This is a genomic window from Martinezella dioscoreae (genome assembly GCF_009176305.1).
Classification (GTDB): Bacteria; Pseudomonadota; Alphaproteobacteria; order Rhizobiales; family Rhizobiaceae; genus Rhizobium; species Rhizobium dioscoreae.
Genome location: NZ_BLAJ01000002.1, coordinates 431,008 through 447,408, shown reverse-complemented (window position 1 = coordinate 447,408; position 16,401 = coordinate 431,008). Strand labels below are relative to the sequence as shown.

The following is a 16,401-nucleotide window of genomic DNA, read 5'->3' as shown; positions in this document are numbered from 1 at the left end:
CACGCGCTCGGTCCGCTTAAGGGCAGAGCATAGCGTTCGGGCAGCAGTGGAATCCGGATGCTTGTGCCGAGTTGGATGCGCGGCAAAAGCTACGGGCCGGCGAGCCGATTGGCGCGTCGCAATCACGTCTCTACGCGAAACGCCGGGCTATTTGGGCGTATGTTCAGGCAAGATAGGGACCGATGCGCTCCGCGACGGATGCGACATCCGTAACACGCATCCCTGCCACGTTGATCCTGCCGGAATCCGGCATGTAGATGCCGTGTTCGGCCCGAAGCTGCCGGACATTTTCCGGAGGGATCGGCAGAAGGGAGAACATGCCTTCCTGCGACGCGATATTGGCGAGATCGGGACGGAATTGCGCAAAGGCTTCGGCGGCGGCGCAGCGGATTTCGGCTATGCGGTTGCGCATTTCGCTGAGTTCATCGACCCAGGCTTGGCGCCGCGACGGGTCCTGCAGGATCGCGGCAACAATAGCAGCCCCATGCGCCGGCGGCATGGAATAGCTGGCTCGGGCATAGCTCGCCAGATTGCCGATGCCCTTGTTCAACGGCGCCTGCTGATCGCCGAAGAGATAGACCGCGCCGGTGCGCTCCCGATAGAGCGAGAAGGATTTGGAGCAGGAGACGGCTACCATAGACTCGCCGACCGCTTCGATGACGTTGATCATGCCGGCTGCATCTTCGACCCGGCCGTGACCGAGGCCTTGATAGGCATTGTCGAAGAGCGGCAGCAATCCTTTGTCGGCGACGATCTCGGCGATGTCTCGCCAATTCTGCGATGACAATCCTGCGCCTGTCGGATTATGGCAGCTTGTTTGCAGCAGCACGGCATCGCCGGATGCTGCGTTGCGCAGGGTCGTCAGCATCTCGTCAACGAGAATAGCCTGCTTGCCGATGTCAAAGAAGCGATAGGTTTCGACCTGAAGGCCGACCGCGGCAAAGATCGCATGATGGTTGACCCATGTCGGCGTGCCCATCCAGATCTTGCGCCGCTTGTCGAGGGCAAGCAGTTCCGCAGCCAGACGCAGAGCGCCGGTGCCCCCAGGGGTCTGAATTCCCGCGACCGGCTTGCCGCCGTGGCGTTCACCGAAGATTTCGCGGGCCAGCGCGCGCAGAAAAGCATGATCGCCCTCAGGGCCGATATAGGCTTTGGACTCTTGGGTTTCCCAAAGATAGTGCTCGGCTGCCTTGACGGCTCTCATGACCGGTGTGCGGCCCGTTGCATCCCGATAGACGCCAACCCCGAGGTCGATCTTTCCGGATCGCGGATCCGCCGCGAACTTGGCAATCAGTTCAAGCAGCGGGTCGGGCTTCTGTTCCGTAAGGCTATCGAAAAACGCTGTCTTGTTCATTTGCTCCTCCCTCGTGCTCATTGCGGCCAATCCTGCAGAACCCGCACGAATTCCGTCAGCCACGCATTCGTTTGATGCCCATCCAGGGAGCGATGGTCAATCGTCAGGGACACGTAAGCCATCGGGCGGATCTGTATCGTATCGACCCCGTCGACCTCCCGTACCACGACGCGCTTTTCCAGCTTGCCGATGCCGAGGATGGCGGATTGTGGCTGATTGATGATGATCGGGGATGCGACCAGCGAGCCGGAAACGCCATGATTGGAGATGGTGAAGGTTCCGCCTTTCAACTCTTCGCCCTTGAGAGCGTTGGAGCGTGCCCGGTTCGTCAGATCCTGGAGCCTTGCGGCAATCGCCTCCAGCTGGAGATTCTGCGCCTGCCGGATGATCGGCGCGACCAGGCCCTTGTCGCCCAATGCGATGCCGACGCCGATATTGACATCGGCGAAGATCTCCAGGCCGTCATCATGCCACTGGCTGTTGACTTCGGGTACGAGTTTCATGGCCGCAACGGATGCTGCCACGAAATAGGTGGTGTAGGAGAGGTTTACGCCCTCGGCCTTCAGGCGATCCTTGTTGTTTTCGCGATGACGCATGATCGCCGTGAAATCGGCCTCGAAGATTGCGGTGACCTGCGGTGCCGTCGCCAGGGATTGGGCCATATGCCTGGCGATCGAAAGCCGTATGGCGGAATGGGGAACGATGCGAGATTTGCCGTCAGCCGCGACTGCCAGCGGGTTCTGTCCAGCCTCAGCCTGCTGTGACACTGACGCAGATGGATGCGGCCTGGCGGTTTCCAGCGCATGATCCATATCGGCTCGTGTGACCCGTCCGTCCCTGCCGCTGCCCTTCAGACTGGCCGGGTCGATCCCGTATTCCTCGGCGGCCTTGCGAACGGCGGGTGAATAATAAGCGGCTGCGGAGGCCGTGGCAGGTGAAGCCGGCTGTATCTGCGACGGAACCTCGGCCAATTGCGCTGCAACACCGTTTGCATTTTCGATGCTCATCCGTCCGAGGATCGCGCCGGGCGCGGCATCATCGCCATCCTCCATCGCGATTTCGCTCAGGATGCCGTCGCATGGCGCCGGTATCTCCTGGGTGACCTTGTCGGTTTCCAGTTCGACAAGCGCATCGCCTTCCTTGACATGGTCGCCGATCCGCTTCAGCCAGTTTCGGACAACCGCTTTCGTGCCCTCCTGCTCGATCGGCGCCGTGATCTCGATGATACCAGTCATCCTTAAAACTCCAGGATTTTGGCAATGCGCTTGGCGATCCGCTCGCTGGACGGGACGGCCCAGTCGAGAAGCACGGGGTTATGCGGGCTGGGGATATCCGGCATGGTGAGCCGGGAGACCGGCGCATCGAGATCCGTGAAGGCTTTGTCCGCAATGACGGCTGCAATCTCAGCACCGAAGCCCGCAGCTTCGAGGTCCTCATGGACGATAAGGCAGCGATGGGTCTTGGCGACCGATGCAAGCACGGCTTCGTTATCCCAGGGCATCAGAGTACGAAGATCGATAATATCCGCAGACAGGCCTTCCGCCGCCTCCTCGCAGCGCTGCACCATCGCGCCCCAGGTGACGATGGTGATGTCGTTGCCCGTTCGCGTCAGCTTCGCCTTGCCGAAGGGCAGCGCGAAATCGTCGCCGGGATAGGGGCGCCGCGCCCAAGCGTGATCGAGCATCGCCCGATGCTCGAAGAAGATGACCGGGTCGTTGCCGCGGATCGAGGTACGCAGCAGGCCGACCGCATCTTCGGCGTTCGAGGGAACGGCGACCTTCCAGCCTGGTTGGTGTACGAAGGCCACTTCGTTGGTCTGGCTGTGCCAGGGGTCGCCGCATTTGAAGAAGCCGCCGGGCATGCGCACCACGACGGGGGCGCCAAAACGGTTGTTGGTGCGCCAGCGAATGGTGCCGCAATCGTTCAGCTGTTCGGTCGCCGGTTCGGCATATTTCCGGAACTGGATTTCGGGAACGGGGACGAGCCCGGCGAGCGCCATGCCAACCGCACGGCCGATGATGCCCTCTTCGGATAGCGACGTATCGAAGACGCGCTCGTTGCCGAATTTTTCCTGCATGCCGAGGGTGACGGCATGTACGCCGCCCTTGGGGCCGACATCTTCGCCAAAGATTACGACGCGCTCGTTGATCGACATCTCGTGTTCGAGTGTTCTACGAATGGCCGTGACCATGTTGATGCGCGGCCCGGATGTCTCCGGTTCGCTTGTCGTCGCCGGTGCGGAATAACCCATGGGATGCTGGCCGCCCATCGTCTGCATGTCGCCGTCGAAGAACACATGGCGGGTCACGGAGGAGGGGTCGGCAATCGGCCTCTTTTCGGCTTGCGCACGGGCGTTTTCGGCTGTCTCGCGCGCGTCGCTTTCGCAGACATCCCATTCCTGTGCTGTCATCACGGCGGGAACGAGGAAATCTTTCAGGCGCGGCAGGGGATCGCGCTCCCATTCGCGCCTCACGGTTTCCTCGCTCTTGTAGGCCTGCGTGTCTTGAAAACTGTGGCCCTCAAGGCGCGGAACCGTGAGCCTGAGAAGCGCCGGCTTGCGTTCGTCACGAACGAAGGAGACGGCATCCTGCACCAGATGCGCAGCTTCGGCGGGGTTGCAGCCGTCGCCATCGAAGATTGCGAGGTCTTTCCAGCTCGCGAGATTGGCAGCGATATTCCCTCCCGGCGTCTGCACCGTCGAAGGCACCGAGATGCCAAATCCATTATCCTCAATATAGAACAGCATCGGCAGTGCTTGCGTGGTTGCAGCGGTCAGCGCCGACCAAAAGCCGTTCGAGGCAACCGAGCCGTCGCCGCCAAGCACGACGCCGATGTCGCGTGCGTATTCCGTGCGCCCGAGCGTGGTGGCATAGTATTTCATCGCCTGTGCCCAGCCGGCCGTCGGCGTGTATTGCGCACCGACGCCGCCGCACATGGGCAAGGCCGAGGCGCCGGAACGGTTTGGATAGTTGAAGACGACACCGATGTCGCGGCCGTCGGAATAGCCGCCGGCGCGGCCCATGGCTGAGCCCAGCGCATCGGCCGGATCGACGCCAAGAGAAAGCAGAAGTGGCCGCGAGCGATAATAGCCGCAGGTCGCGTCGTGCAGGCCGGTCAGCTGCATTCCAAGAAGGATTTGCGCCATGTCATGGCCGCGTGCGGAAAACTGGTAGAGAACCTTCTTTTCCGGAACGAGGCGCTTCTCCTCCATCTCGTCGAGAGCCCGGGAGAGATGAACGAGATAGGCAACCTTGCGCCAGTCGATGTGATCGTCGGGCGAGTTCCGCTCGTGGCTTTTGAAGGCAAGCTGGGCCATGTGATCCTCCTACAGATGGCTCAACTATTTTAATTCAAGCGTCAGCTCTATTCCTTTCAATTTGACAGTTTTTGCCGTAGTTTTTGAAAGGTATGTTTCATGAGTGGCGGATTTCTGAATGGAAGATTTCGATCTTGATCACGTCGACAGAGCGATTCTGCGCGTCCTGCAGGAGGAGGGCGATATCAGTCAGGCGGCGCTGTCAGAAAAGGTCGGCGCATCGCCCGCGTCCTGCTGGCGAAGGATCAAGGCACTGGAAAGCGCGGGCGTGCTCGGCCGGACGGTTCGCCTTGTCGATCCCGACAAAATCGGCAAGGGGCTGAATGTCTTCTGCCAGGTCAAAATGAAGACCCATGATCCACCGACCCGCCGCGATTTCGAACAGTTCATCGCCAGCTATCGCGAGGTGCTGGAATGCTACTCCATGTCGGGAGAGTGGGATTACCTGATCCGCGCGGTTGTTGCCGATGTCAGGGAATATGAGGGGCTTTTGATGCGGGGTATCCTGACCCATGAAGCCGTGCTGAGCTCGTCGTCGCACTTCTCGCTGAAATGCGTCAAATACACCACGGCGTTGCCGACGAATGTGTCACGATAAAGCCTCTGTCCGTACTCGCCTTGAATAGTGCGAGCGTCTCACGCTAATAAACCCTAATAATTCAGATGCGGAGCAGGGTTGGAGTGTCGGCTGATAACGTCAAACTCGGCCATGATTTGAGCGAAGCGGTTGCGGCGCTCCTTATCAACTTGCCGATAAAAGCGGCGAGCTTCATCGTGACAATCTACGGCGATGTTATCGAGCCGCGCGGGGGCGTCGTCTGGATCGGCAACCTCATCGAGACGTGCAAGAGCGTCGGGATTAACGAGACACTGGTGCGGACCGCAGTGTCGCGATTGGTTGCGGCGGGTCAGCTTGTGGGCGAGCGCGAAGGGCGCCGCAGCTTCTATCGGCTGACCGACGCCGCTCAAGCTGAATTCGTCGAGGCTGCCAGCCTGTTCTATGGGCCGCAGCCCGCGGTTCGATGGCAGTTCGTCCTCATCAACGGACCTGCGCCGGAAGAGATTATGCAGGGCCTTGAGCGGGAGGGGTTTGCGAGGTTGAACCCGCGCCTGGCAGTGGGAACGCATCCCGCACCGCCCCTGCCGAGCAACGTCGTCGTCTTCGACGCGCAGTTGGCGACCGAGAACGGCGCATTGCGGGAATTTGCCGAAGAGGCCTGGAACCTGCCGCGTTTCGCAGAGGCCTATCGCGAATTCATTGCCCGGTTCGGTTCATTTTTCAAACGCGTCGGAAATTGTGCCGCGCTATCGCCGTTCGATTGCCTGATTGCGCGGCTGCTGCTCGTGCATCAATATCGCCTGATCATGCTGCGTGAGCCGCATCTTCCCAAGTCTGCGCTGCCGGATAATTGGCCGGGCGAGGAGGCGCGGCGGCTGTTCGCCGATCTCTATCTGCTTTTGTCGAAAAAAGCCGATGCTTATGCTGGCCGCCATTTCATCAATGAGGCAGGCAAGCTTCAAGAGACCACGCCGGCGAGCCAGAATCGGCACGAACGTCTCAAGTCCCTCTGAAGGGTCAATCCTCTCAGTAACATAGCGAAGCAGTTGCCTCGCTGCACTCTTGATAGTCTAAAATGTCACAAAAAATTTGGAAAATTCATTTGTACTGTGACATATCTCATGTTAATACAGTGACCGATCGGTCGGTTAATGCATTTGCCGCGGGATCGCTGTTTCGTGGAGGAGAACGAGAAACAGGCTTATACTGGCGGTGCCGTAACGCGGCGGCCTTGCTGATGCGCTTCGAGACAACCCCGGGCCTGCGATCATTCTCGAGCGCGTCGGACGCGCGAAGACGGAGGAAAGATCAATGTATGCACAGATGGTGAAAACCGACGACGCCCGCATCCGCTCCCTCGACGAGATGGATCCCCAGGAGCGCGCCTTTCAGGAGCGCGTCGATGCCGGCCAGAAGATCGAGCCGAAGGAGTGGATGCCGGAAGGGTACCGCAAGACGCTGATCCGCCAGATCAGCCAGCATGCTCATTCCGAAATCGTCGGTCAGCTGCCGGAAGGCAACTGGATTACCCGTGCTCCGACGCTGGAACGCAAGGCGATCCTGCTTGCCAAGGTGCAGGACGAAGCCGGCCACGGCCTGTATCTCTATTGCGCCGCCGAGACGCTCGGCATCAGCCGCGACGAGATGTATGAGCAGCTGCATTCCGGCAAGGCCAAATATTCCTCGATCTTCAACTATCCGACGCTGACTTGGGCTGATATCGGGGCGATCGGCTGGCTGGTCGATGGCGCCGCCATCATGAACCAGGTTCCGCTGCAACGCTGTTCCTACGGCCCCTATTCGCGGGCCATGATCCGCATCTGCAAGGAGGAAAGCTTTCATCAGCGCCAGGGCTTCGACATCCTGATGAAAATGGTGAAGGGCACACCGGCGCAAAAGGCCATGGTGCAGGATGCGCTGAACCGCTGGTGGTGGCCGTCGCTGATGATGTTCGGCCCTTCGGACGATGCCTCCGTACATTCGGCCCAGTCGATGGCCTGGAAGATCAAGCAGAATTCCAATGACGAGCTGCGGCAAAAATTCGTCGACCAGACCGTGCCGCAGGCGGAATATCTCGGCCTGACCGTCCCCGATCCCGATCTGAAGTGGAACGAGGAAAAGGGTGGTTACGATTTCGGCGAGCCGGACTGGGAGGAATTCTTTAACGTGATCGCCGGCAACGGCCCCTGCAACGCGGAGCGGCTGAATGCCCGCAAGCAGGCTTGGGAGGATGGCGCTTGGTTCCGCGACGGTCTGACGGCGCATGCCGAAAAGGTGGCCGAGCGCCGCGCTGCCGCAAAGATTGCCGCCGAATAAGGCGGCTCGAAAATTCAGGGAGTGAGAAACATGTCCAGCGAATGGCCGCTTTGGGAAGTCTTCATCCGTGGTCAGCATGGCCTCAACCATCGCCATGTCGGCAGCCTGCATGCGCCCGATGCCGAGATGGCCATCAACAATGCCCGCGATGTCTATACCCGCCGCAACGAAGGGGTCAGCATCTGGGTGGTGCGGTCTTCCGAGATCACTGCAAGCGCCCCTTCTGAAAAAGGGCCACTCTTCGATCCCTCCAACTCGAAGGTCTATCGTCACCCGACCTTCTTCGACATTCCCGATGAAGTGGGGCACATGTGATGGCGACCGCTACCCTTGAGCCGGCGGCCGCTCAGGCCGCTCTCGTCGAATTCCTCCTGCGCCTCGGCGACAACACGCTGATCTTAGGCCACCGCGTTTCCGAATGGTGCGGCCGCGGACCGGCGCTGGAAGAGGATATCGCGCTCGCCAACACGGCGCTCGATCTCATCGGCCAGACGCAGCTCTGGCTCACTCTGGCGGGTGAGGTGGAAGGCAAGGGCCGTTCGGCCGACGAACTCGCCTATCTGCGCGACGGCTACGAGTTTCACAATATCCTGCTGGTCGAACGCCCCAATGGCGATTTCGGCAAGACGCTGATGCGGCAATTTCTGTTCGACGCCTGGCACTATCTGCTGCTGAAAGCGTTGAAAGGCTCGGCCGACCGACGCGTTGCTGAGATCGCCGAGAAGGCTTTCAAGGAAGTCTCCTATCACCTCGATCGCAGCCGCGACCTGATTATCCGCCTTGGCGACGGCATGGCGGAAAGTCATCGCCGCATGCAGGAAGCCTTGGACGAACTCTGGGCCTTCACCGGCGAAATGTTCGTTGGCGATGCCGCCGATGCGGCACTGGCACAGGCCGGCGTGATCCCGGAACCGCAAAGCCTCAAGGCGGGCTGGGACGAGATCGTCTCCGATACACTTACCGAAGCGACGCTGAAACGCCCGGCAGATGGCTACATGCACAAGGGCGGCCGGCGCGGCGTTCACACCGAGCATCTCGGCTATCTCCTGGCCGAGATGCAGTTCCTGCAGCGCGCCTATCCGGGCGCGACTTGGTAGGAGGCGGACATGGTGACCGCGCTGCATCCTTCGGTCGACGAGGTCTGGCATTGGCTGTCTGAAGTGCCGGATCCGGAAATCCCGGTGATCTCGCTGACCGATCTCGGTATCATCCGTAATGTCGAGTGGAGGAAAGATACGCTTGTCGTTACGGTGACGCCGACGTATTCGGGCTGTCCCGCCACGACGGTGATCAATCTCGATATCGAGCGGGCGCTTGCCGAAAAAGGCCTCGACCGTGTGCGTCTCGAGCACCGGCTGTCGCCTGCCTGGACGACGGATTGGATCAGCGCGGAAGGCCGCGAGAAGCTGCGTGCCTACGGCATCGCCCCGCCGATCGATGGCACCGCTGCCGATGGCGTGCTGATGAAACGCATTGACCGGCTTGCGGGCCGCTCCAACCTCGTTGTCGCTTGCCCACACTGCGGATCGACGAACACGGAAAAGATCAGTCAGTTCGGCTCGACGCCCTGCAAGGCAAGCTATCGCTGCACCGAGTGTCAGGAACCTTTTGATTACTTCAAGTGCATTTGACCCCAACAGGACGAGGCCCGCATCCATGGCACGTTTCCATCCGCTGACCGTCACCGATGTGCGCCGCGAGACGCGCGATGCGGTCGTCGTCACGCTTGCGCCTTCCGAGGAGGACCGGGCCATCTTCGATTTCACGCAGGGCCAGTATCTGACCTTCCGCCGCAAGTTCGAGGACGAGGAGCTGCGCCGCTCCTATTCCATCTGCGCCGGCAAGGATGAAGGCGTATTGAAAGTCGGCATCAAGCGCGTGGACGGCGGCTGCTTCTCCACATGGATCAACGAGAACCTGAAGGCCGGCGATACACTGGAGGCTATGCCGCCGATGGGCGCTTTCTTCACAGCCATCGAGCCCGATGTCGCAAGGCACTATCTCGGCTTTGCCGGCGGCAGCGGCATCACGCCGGTGCTCTCCATCATCAAGACCATGCTGGCGCGCGAGCCCCGCTCGGTCTTCACGCTGGTCTATGCCAACAGGCAGATCAGCTCGATCATGTTCCGCGAAGAGCTCGATGATCTGAAGAACCTCTATCTCGGCCGCCTATCGGTGCTGCACATTCTTGAAAGCGAAGCGCAGGAAATCGATCTTTTTACGGGGAGGATCGATGCGGAAAAATGCAAGGCGCTCTTCAAGAGCTGGATCGATATCAAGTCGGTTGCGACAGCCTTCATCTGCGGTCCCGAGCCGATGATGCTGGCAATTGCCGCGGCGCTGCGCGAGCACGGCATGCGCGACGACCAGATTAAATTCGAACTTTTCGCCTCCGCGCAGCCCGGCCGCGCGCGGCACAAAGTGGAACAGGTCGCCGGCGCGGACCAGGACGCGGCGTGCGAGGCGACGGTCACGCTCGACGGCGCGACGCGCATCTTCAAGTTTCCCAAGCATGGCCAGTGCCTGCTCGATGCCGCGCTCGAAAACGCGATGGATGTGCCCTACGCCTGCAAGGCCGGCGTTTGCTCCACCTGCCGAGCCAAGATTCTCGAAGGCGAGGTGGAGATGGAGGTCAACCACGCGCTCGAGGATTACGAGGTGCGCCAGGGCTATGTGCTGACCTGCCAGTGCTACCCGCTCACCGACCGCATCGTCGTCAGCTACGACCAGTAGGCGCGTGTGGGTCGAAGGGAGGAACAAGATGTCCGAGACGATGCCGATCGAGCAATATCTGCAAGAGGGTGGGATGCTCTCCTCGCCGGACAATGCGCCTCCTCGCTATCGCGGCGAACTCTTGCGTTTGATGGCGAGCTTCGTCGATAGCGAACTGGCCGGTTCCGCCGGCTTTGCCGATATCATCAACGACGCCCCAGGTATTCAGGAGCGCATTTCTGCGGCACGCATCGTGTTGGAAAAGACCGACCATGCCGGTCAGGTCCTGAAGATCATGGAGACTTTCGGCGTTGATGGCGAGCGCTATGCCGTCCAGCATCCATGGGCGGCACGGCTCGCCCGCGATGCCGATATAGGCGCTGTGAGGCACGGCGGCGACATGCGGCTTGCCGTATTCCACTACCCGCTCGAAGGCTGGGTGGATGCTGTCGTCATGAATGTGCTCATGGGTGCTGCCAGTGTCGTGCAGTTGAAGGAGCTGGCGCGCGTCTCCTACCAGCCGCTGGCAGAAACTTTCCGTGCCATTCTGCCGCGCGAAAAGCGGCACGCCGAACTCGGCGCCGCCGGTCTTGCCCGCATCGTCGCCGATGATGAGGGGCGGGCCAAGGCGCGACCTTCGATGGCCTACTGGTACCCTCGTGTTGCCGCGAGCTTTGGTCATGCCGGCTCGACCCGCTTCGAGACATTGTCGCGCTTCGGCCTGCGTCATCAGCCCAACGAGACCCTGCTGGCCGAATGGCGAGCCGATGTCGATGCGCAGCTCTCTGCGTCGGATTGGCTTAGCCACGCCCGGAAAGCAAACGGCGATTTGCCTTTCAGGATTGCCGGAAAAGATGAAGGAAGGAAAAACGGATGAACATCATGGCAAAACAGCCGCGCCGGCTTGAAAGCTATGTCGGGGGCAACTGGGTTGCCGGCGCCAAGGAAGGCGTGCCACTGCTTGATGCGTCGACCGGCGTGCCTGTCGCGTTCATCGATTCCTCCGGTATCGATTTCAAGCAGATCTTGGCCTATGGCCGCGACAAAGGCGGACCGGCACTGCGGCGCATGTCTTTCCATGAGCGCGCCGCAATGCTGAAGGCGCTTGGGCCGGCGCTGCTCGAGAGGAAAGAAGAGTTCTACGCGCTCTCGACGGCGACGGGTGCCACGCGCGCCGATAGCTGGATCGATATCGAAGGCGGCATCGGAACCCTGCTGTCCTATGCCTCCAAAGGCCGTCGCGAGCTGCCGAATGCGCGCGTGCTGCTCGATGGCGATGCGGAGCAGCTCTCCAAGGATCAAAGCTTTTCCGCGCAGCATATCCTAAGCCCGCTGCAGGGTGTCGCCGTTCACATCAATGCCTTCAATTTCCCCTGCTGGGGTATGCTGGAAAAAGTCGCGCCGACATTGCTTGCCGGCGTTCCCGCCATCGTGAAACCGGCGAGCCAGACAGCCTATCTCTCCGAGCTGATGGTTCGCCGTATCATTGAAACAGGCCTGCTGCCGGAAGGTGCGCTGCAGCTTGTTTGCGGCTCGGTTGGCGATCTCCTCGATCATGTCGAAGGCCAGGATGTGGTGACCTTTACCGGCTCTGCCGCAACCGGCCAGCGCCTGAAGATGTACAGGGCGATTATCCAGAACTCCGTGCGTTTCACCATGGAGGCCGATAGCCTCAATGCGGCCGTTCTCGGCCTCGATGCTGCTCCTGGCACGGAGGAGTTCGATCTCTTCGTCAAGGAAGTCACCCGTGAGATGACGGTCAAGGCCGGACAGAAGTGCACAGCCATCCGCCGCGTCATTGCGCCCCGTTCCTATAGTGAAGCGCTGATTGCCGCGTTGAACGACCGCCTCGGCAAGATGGCAATCGGCAATCCGGCCGATGAGACTGTTCGTATGGGGCCGCTTGCAAGCCTCGGCCAGCGCGAGGAAGTCCGCGCTCGCATTCGGGATCTCGCCACCGAGGCCGAGATCGTCGGCGGCGATCCCGACAATCCGCGCGTCACGTCCGGCGATGCCAGCGCCGGCGCCTTCCTCAATCCGGTTTTGCTTTATTGTGACAAGCCGGGCTCGGCGCGTGCCGTTCACGATGTCGAGGCCTTCGGCCCGGTCAGTACCGTTATGCCCTATGATACGGCGGAAGAGGCGGTCGATCTGGCACGGCGCGGCAAGGGCAGCCTTGTCGCCTCCGTCTTCACCAACGATCCGCATTTCGCCGAGGAAGTGGTTCTCGGTCTAGCACCGTTCCACGGTCGCGTCATGATCGGCAACCGCTTGAGCGCCAAGAGCTCCACCGGTCATGGTTCACCGCTGCCGGGCCTCGTTCACGGCGGTCCCGGGCGTGCCGGCGGTGGCGAGGAGCTCGGCGGTATCCGTGGCGTGAAGCATTACATGCAGCGCACTGCAGTTCAGGGCACGCCGCGTCTGCTCTCGGCCGTGACGGGACGCTGGATGGATGGGGCGGATGCGCGCGTCGGCAGCGAGCATCCGTTCCGCAAATCGCTTGCTGAGCTAAAGGTCGGCGATCAGCTCGTCACCGCCACGCGCACCGTCACGCTCGACGATATAGAGCACTTCGCCCATTTCACCGGCGACACGTTCTATGCTCATATGGACGAGGAGGCGGCCAAGGCCAATCCGTTCTTCGAGGGCCGGGTGGCGCATGGTTATCTCATCGTCTCGTTCGCGGCAGGCCTTTTCGTCGATCCGGCTCCAGGCCCGGTTCTCGCAAATTATGGGGTCGACAATCTCCGCTTCCTGACACCGGTCAATCCGGGTGATACGCTCCAGGTGCAGTTGACCTGCAAGGAGATCAATCCCCGCATCAATGCCGAGCACGGCGAGGTGCGCTGGGATTGCAAGGTGACCAACCAGCTGGATGCCGTCGTCGCGCAATATGACGTTCTGACGATGGTAGCGAAAACAAGAGAGTGAATGCATGACGACGATTGAGCAAGACCCGCATCGCCTGGAAATGACCGTGCTGATGACGCCCGATATGGCGAATTTCAGCGGCAAGGTGCATGGCGGCGCCCTTCTGAACCTGCTCGATCGCGTTGCCTTCTCCTGTGCGTCGCGCTATTCCAAGCAATATGCCGTAACGCTGTCGGTCGATCAGGTGCTGTTCAAGGAGCCGATCAATGTTGGCGAACTCGTCACCTTCCGGGCCTCTATCAATGATACCGGCCGTACCTCCATGGAAGTCGGCATAAGGGTGGAAGCGGAGAATATCCGTTCCGGCCAGCGCCGCCACACCAACTCCTGTTATTTCACCATGGTTGCCGTTGACGAGGCCGGTCGACCGGTCCGCGTGCCCGAGCTTGTTCCGGTCACGCCGACAGATATCCGCCGTCACAAGGCAGCCCAGCTTCGCCGCACCTTGCGTCGCGAATTCGCGCAGCGGCTGGAAGCCGTAGCCGAAACCGGTCGCGACGTGGAAGGTTTGGGAGCCGACTGAATGGCGCAGATCTATTCCTATGATGGATTGATCCCGGTCATCGATCCCTTAGCCTTCGTGCATCCGGCCGCAACCGTCATCGGCGACGTTATCATCGGCCCGGCCTGTTATGTCGGGCCGGGCGCCGTGCTGCGCGGCGATTTCGGGCGCATCGTGCTCGAGCGCGGCTCGAACGTGCAGGAGACCTGCGTCGTCCATAGCTTCCCGAATCTGGAAGTTGTGATCGGCGAGGCGGGGCACATCGGCCATGGCGCTGTGCTGCATGGCTGCCGCATCGGCGCCAATGTCATGGTCGGCATGAATGCCGTCATCATGGATGAAGCCGTTATCGGCGAGAATGCGATCGTCGCTGCCATGGCCTTCGTCAAGGCCGGTGCCGAAATTCCGGCTAACAGCCTTGCTCTGGGATCGCCGGCCCGAGTGGTGCGTGAGCTTACGGCAGATGAGATTGCGTGGAAGCGCCAGGGTACCGCCATCTATCAGCGCCTCGCACTGGAGGCAAAGGAGAAGCTGGCGGCCGTCGAGCCGCTCACCGCGCCCGAGCCTGATCGCCGTCGCATCCGCGCGCCGGAATATGATCCTCTTATTCTCGAACGGATGAAGCTCGGCGATTGAGGCGCGATATCAACGGACGGCCTTGACCCCTTCAAGGATGAGGGTGGTGGCGATATCGGCATATTCGTCGCGGGTGATCGGGCCGTTGGGACGGAACCACATATAGACCCAGTTCATCATGCCGAAGAGCGACATGGTGACCGGCATCAGCAATGGCTTGTTCTTGTTGAGATCAGGGTTGAGGTCCTGGATCACACTGGAGAAGCGCTTGACGATGCGTCGCTCGATCGTCCTGATCTCCGACAGCTGTTCCGGCGAGAGCGCATGCGTGCCGTTAAGCTGAACCTGATGTTCGTTGTCCGCGCCTTCGTAATTTTTCAATACGGCTTTCACGAGCAGGCGCAGCCGTTCCTGCGGCGTTGCATCGGTGCGATCGGCTGCTTCGATCGCGCTTTCCAGCTCTGTCAGATGCGTCTGCACGATATCGAAGATCAGCGCATCTCTGCCGGGATAGTAATGATAGAGCAGGGCCTTCGAGACGTTGCTGTGCGAGGCGATCATCGACATGGAGGCCTTCTCCATGCCGACCTCGGCAAAGACCGCCGCAGCGCTTGCCAGGATGCCGCGCTGCTTTTCCTCGAAATCAACTGCGCGCGTGCGTGCCATGTGATCCTGCTCTGCTCATTGCCGGTTGACCTTATCCATGCCTAATGGTCGATGCTTCCTATACACGATCAAATCCTTGTCGGGCTATCCGCTACGACACCAATCATTCTTTCGGGCGGTTGTCGACCACACGCTTTGCCTTGCCCTCCGAGCGGACAACGCCGCCCGGCGGATGCACGGCGATCTTCGTCGAGACACCGACCACGCTCTTGATGTGATGGGTGAGTTCCTTTGCCGAAACGCCGCGCGCGATTTCGTCCGCCGCCTCCAGCGTGCATTCGACATGAACGGTCATGTTGTCCATCCGGCCGGAGCGCGTCAGCTCGATCTGGAAGTGCGGCGAAAGCCCGCGGCATTTGAGGATCTGCTCCTCGATCTGTGTCGGGAAGACATTGACCCCACGCAGGATCATCATGTCGTCGGAGCGCCCCGTCACCTTTTCCATGCGGCGCATCGAGCGTGCCGTGCCGGGCAGCAGCCGCGTCAGGTCGCGCGTGCGGTAGCGGATGATTGGCAGCCCTTCTTTGGTCAGCGTCGTAAACACCAGCTCGCCGAGTTCGCCATCTGGCAAGATCGCGCCGGTGACGGGATCGATGATCTCCGGATAGAAATGGTCTTCCCAGATATGCAGCCCGTCCTTGCTCTCGACGCATTCGCTGGCAACGCCCGGACCTATGACCTCAGACAGGCCATAGATGTCTACGGCATGCATGTCGAAGGCGTGTTCGATTTCCTCGCGCATGGCGTTGGTCCATGGCTCTGCGCCGAAGATGCCGACGACAAGCGAACTTTCTCGGGGGTCGAGGCCCTGGCGGCGGAATTCATCGAGGATGGACAGCATGTAGGACGGGGTAACCATGATGATGCGCGGCTTGAGATCCTGGATCAGCGTCACCTGCCGTTCCGTCATGCCGCCGGAGACAGGGACTACCGTGCAGCCGAGCTTTTCCGCGCCGTAATGTGCACCAAGGCCACCGGTGAACAGGCCGTAGCCGTAGGCGACATGCACCAGATCGCCGGCCCGGCCGCCAGCGGCCCGGATCGAACGTGCAACGACGTTCGCCCAGGTATCGACGTCCTTGGCGGTATAGCCGACGACGGTCGGTTTACCTGTCGTGCCGGAGGAAGCATGGAGCCGGGCAAGCTTTTCGCGCGGCACCGCAAACATGCCGAAAGGATAGGTGTCGCGAAGATCCTTCTTGGTGGTGAAGGGGAATTTGGCGAGATCGGACAGGGTCTTCAGATCGGAGGGATGCACGCCGGCTTCATCGAAGCGTTTGTTATAGAAGGGCGAATTCTCATAGGCATGGGTGAGCGACCACTTCATGCGTTCGAGCTGCAGCGCGGAAATCTCGTCGCGCGAGGCTATCTCGATCGCTTCCAGCTCGCTGGCTCGCGGAGAAAGGTTTTCCATGAATGTCTCCTCCAGAAATGCTTATCCTCTTGTCTCTTCCCCATTCCGGCCGGAA

General features: G+C 60.7%; 16 protein-coding genes. 11 read left to right on the top strand and 5 right to left on the bottom strand.

Annotation, left to right across the window (positions count from 1 at the left end; all coding sequences use genetic code 11):
- Window positions 1-163: 163 nt before the first annotated feature.
- The 3 genes from GDN47_RS08700 to GDN47_RS08690 are packed head-to-tail and all read right to left on the bottom strand — an operon-like array spanning window position 164 to window position 4,670.
- Window positions 164-1,354, bottom strand: a complete 1,191-nt coding sequence (locus tag GDN47_RS08700; RefSeq protein WP_152093069.1) for an aromatic amino acid transaminase — start codon at window positions 1,352-1,354, stop codon at window positions 164-166.
- Window positions 1,355-1,371: 17 nt separating this feature from the next.
- A complete protein-coding gene (locus tag GDN47_RS08695) occupies window positions 1,372-2,589 on the bottom strand; it encodes a dihydrolipoamide acetyltransferase family protein (RefSeq protein ID WP_152093068.1) in 1,218 nt (405 codons plus the stop codon).
- Window positions 2,590-2,591: 2 nt separating this feature from the next.
- Window positions 2,592-4,670, bottom strand: a complete 2,079-nt coding sequence (locus GDN47_RS08690) for an alpha-ketoacid dehydrogenase subunit alpha/beta (RefSeq protein ID WP_152093067.1) — start codon at window positions 4,668-4,670, stop codon at window positions 2,592-2,594.
- 118 nt (window positions 4,671-4,788) lie between these two features.
- Between GDN47_RS08690 and GDN47_RS08685 the strand changes: the two genes are divergently transcribed.
- The 11 genes from GDN47_RS08685 (at window position 4,789) to GDN47_RS08635 (ending at window position 14,326) form a co-directional block, all read left to right on the top strand.
- Window positions 4,789-5,268, top strand: coding sequence for an Lrp/AsnC family transcriptional regulator (locus GDN47_RS08685; RefSeq protein WP_069610127.1), 480 nt, complete (start codon window positions 4,789-4,791; stop codon window positions 5,266-5,268).
- A gap of 83 nt (window positions 5,269-5,351) precedes the next feature.
- Window positions 5,352-6,242: a phenylacetic acid degradation operon negative regulatory protein PaaX gene (gene paaX / locus GDN47_RS08680; RefSeq protein WP_152093066.1), complete on the top strand. Its 891-nt coding sequence runs from the start codon at window positions 5,352-5,354 to the stop codon at window positions 6,240-6,242.
- A gap of 298 nt (window positions 6,243-6,540) precedes the next feature.
- A complete protein-coding gene (gene paaA, locus GDN47_RS08675; protein ID WP_152093065.1) occupies window positions 6,541-7,545 on the top strand; it encodes a 1,2-phenylacetyl-CoA epoxidase subunit PaaA in 1,005 nt (334 codons plus the stop codon).
- 30 nt (window positions 7,546-7,575) lie between these two features.
- A complete protein-coding gene (gene paaB / locus GDN47_RS08670; protein WP_069061017.1) occupies window positions 7,576-7,860 on the top strand; it encodes a 1,2-phenylacetyl-CoA epoxidase subunit PaaB in 285 nt (94 codons plus the stop codon).
- Window positions 7,860-8,642, top strand: a complete 783-nt coding sequence (gene paaC, locus GDN47_RS08665; RefSeq protein WP_152093064.1) for a 1,2-phenylacetyl-CoA epoxidase subunit PaaC — start codon at window positions 7,860-7,862, stop codon at window positions 8,640-8,642. Before paaB ends, paaC begins: the two co-directional genes overlap by 1 nt.
- 9 nt (window positions 8,643-8,651) lie before the next feature.
- Entirely contained in the window at window positions 8,652-9,176 is a 525-nt protein-coding gene (paaD, locus tag GDN47_RS08660) for a 1,2-phenylacetyl-CoA epoxidase subunit PaaD (protein ID WP_173002470.1), read from the top strand.
- Between the two features lie 25 nt (window positions 9,177-9,201).
- Window positions 9,202-10,278: a 1,2-phenylacetyl-CoA epoxidase subunit PaaE gene (gene paaE / locus GDN47_RS08655; protein WP_152093063.1), complete on the top strand. Its 1,077-nt coding sequence runs from the start codon at window positions 9,202-9,204 to the stop codon at window positions 10,276-10,278.
- 28 nt (window positions 10,279-10,306) lie between these two features.
- Window positions 10,307-11,134 carry a Phenylacetic acid catabolic protein gene (locus GDN47_RS08650; RefSeq protein WP_233789820.1) on the top strand — a complete coding sequence of 276 codons (828 nt, stop codon included), beginning with the start codon at window positions 10,307-10,309 and terminating at the stop codon, window positions 11,132-11,134.
- Window positions 11,131-13,188 carry a phenylacetic acid degradation bifunctional protein PaaZ gene (gene paaZ, locus GDN47_RS08645; RefSeq protein ID WP_152093062.1) on the top strand — a complete coding sequence of 686 codons (2,058 nt, stop codon included), beginning with the start codon at window positions 11,131-11,133 and terminating at the stop codon, window positions 13,186-13,188. Before GDN47_RS08650 ends, paaZ begins: the two co-directional genes overlap by 4 nt.
- A gap of 4 nt (window positions 13,189-13,192) precedes the next feature.
- On the top strand, window positions 13,193-13,711 hold the full coding sequence (locus tag GDN47_RS08640; RefSeq protein WP_113329422.1) for an acyl-CoA thioesterase: 519 nt from the start codon (window positions 13,193-13,195) through the stop codon (window positions 13,709-13,711).
- Window positions 13,712-14,326, top strand: a complete 615-nt coding sequence (locus GDN47_RS08635; protein ID WP_113329421.1) for a transferase hexapeptide repeat family protein — start codon at window positions 13,712-13,714, stop codon at window positions 14,324-14,326.
- Between the two features lie 9 nt (window positions 14,327-14,335).
- Here the strand turns inward: GDN47_RS08635 and GDN47_RS08630 are convergent, their stop codons facing one another.
- Both GDN47_RS08630 and paaK read right to left on the bottom strand, forming a co-directional pair.
- Window positions 14,336-14,932 carry a TetR/AcrR family transcriptional regulator gene (locus GDN47_RS08630; protein ID WP_113329420.1) on the bottom strand — a complete coding sequence of 199 codons (597 nt, stop codon included), beginning with the start codon at window positions 14,930-14,932 and terminating at the stop codon, window positions 14,336-14,338.
- 103 nt (window positions 14,933-15,035) lie between these two features.
- Window positions 15,036-16,346 carry a phenylacetate--CoA ligase PaaK gene (gene paaK / locus GDN47_RS08625; protein WP_152093061.1) on the bottom strand — a complete coding sequence of 437 codons (1,311 nt, stop codon included), beginning with the start codon at window positions 16,344-16,346 and terminating at the stop codon, window positions 15,036-15,038.
- Window positions 16,347-16,401: the final 55 nt, after the last annotated feature.

What these genes read in the sequence shown, in the direction of transcription:
- GDN47_RS08700 (WP_152093069.1), bottom strand. Translation starts at nt 1,354, where the DNA reads ATGAACAAGACAGCGTTTTTCGATAGCCTTACGGAACAGAAGCCCGAC.
- GDN47_RS08695 (WP_152093068.1), bottom strand. Translation starts at nt 2,589, where the DNA reads ATGACTGGTATCATCGAGATCACGGCGCCGATCGAGCAGGAGGGCACG.
- GDN47_RS08690 (WP_152093067.1), bottom strand. Translation starts at nt 4,670, where the DNA reads ATGGCCCAGCTTGCCTTCAAAAGCCACGAGCGGAACTCGCCCGACGAT.
- GDN47_RS08685 (WP_069610127.1), top strand. Translation starts at nt 4,789, where the DNA reads ATGGAAGATTTCGATCTTGATCACGTCGACAGAGCGATTCTGCGCGTC.
- paaA (WP_152093065.1), top strand. Translation starts at nt 6,541, where the DNA reads ATGTATGCACAGATGGTGAAAACCGACGACGCCCGCATCCGCTCCCTC.
- paaB (WP_069061017.1), top strand. Translation starts at nt 7,576, where the DNA reads ATGTCCAGCGAATGGCCGCTTTGGGAAGTCTTCATCCGTGGTCAGCAT.
- paaC (WP_152093064.1), top strand. Translation starts at nt 7,860, where the DNA reads ATGGCGACCGCTACCCTTGAGCCGGCGGCCGCTCAGGCCGCTCTCGTC.
- paaD (WP_173002470.1), top strand. Translation starts at nt 8,652, where the DNA reads ATGGTGACCGCGCTGCATCCTTCGGTCGACGAGGTCTGGCATTGGCTG.
- paaE (WP_152093063.1), top strand. Translation starts at nt 9,202, where the DNA reads ATGGCACGTTTCCATCCGCTGACCGTCACCGATGTGCGCCGCGAGACG.
- GDN47_RS08650 (WP_233789820.1), top strand. Translation starts at nt 10,307, where the DNA reads ATGTCCGAGACGATGCCGATCGAGCAATATCTGCAAGAGGGTGGGATG.
- paaZ (WP_152093062.1), top strand. Translation starts at nt 11,131, where the DNA reads ATGAACATCATGGCAAAACAGCCGCGCCGGCTTGAAAGCTATGTCGGG.
- GDN47_RS08640 (WP_113329422.1), top strand. Translation starts at nt 13,193, where the DNA reads ATGACGACGATTGAGCAAGACCCGCATCGCCTGGAAATGACCGTGCTG.
- GDN47_RS08635 (WP_113329421.1), top strand. Translation starts at nt 13,712, where the DNA reads ATGGCGCAGATCTATTCCTATGATGGATTGATCCCGGTCATCGATCCC.
- GDN47_RS08630 (WP_113329420.1), bottom strand. Translation starts at nt 14,932, where the DNA reads ATGGCACGCACGCGCGCAGTTGATTTCGAGGAAAAGCAGCGCGGCATC.
- paaK (WP_152093061.1), bottom strand. Translation starts at nt 16,346, where the DNA reads ATGGAAAACCTTTCTCCGCGAGCCAGCGAGCTGGAAGCGATCGAGATA.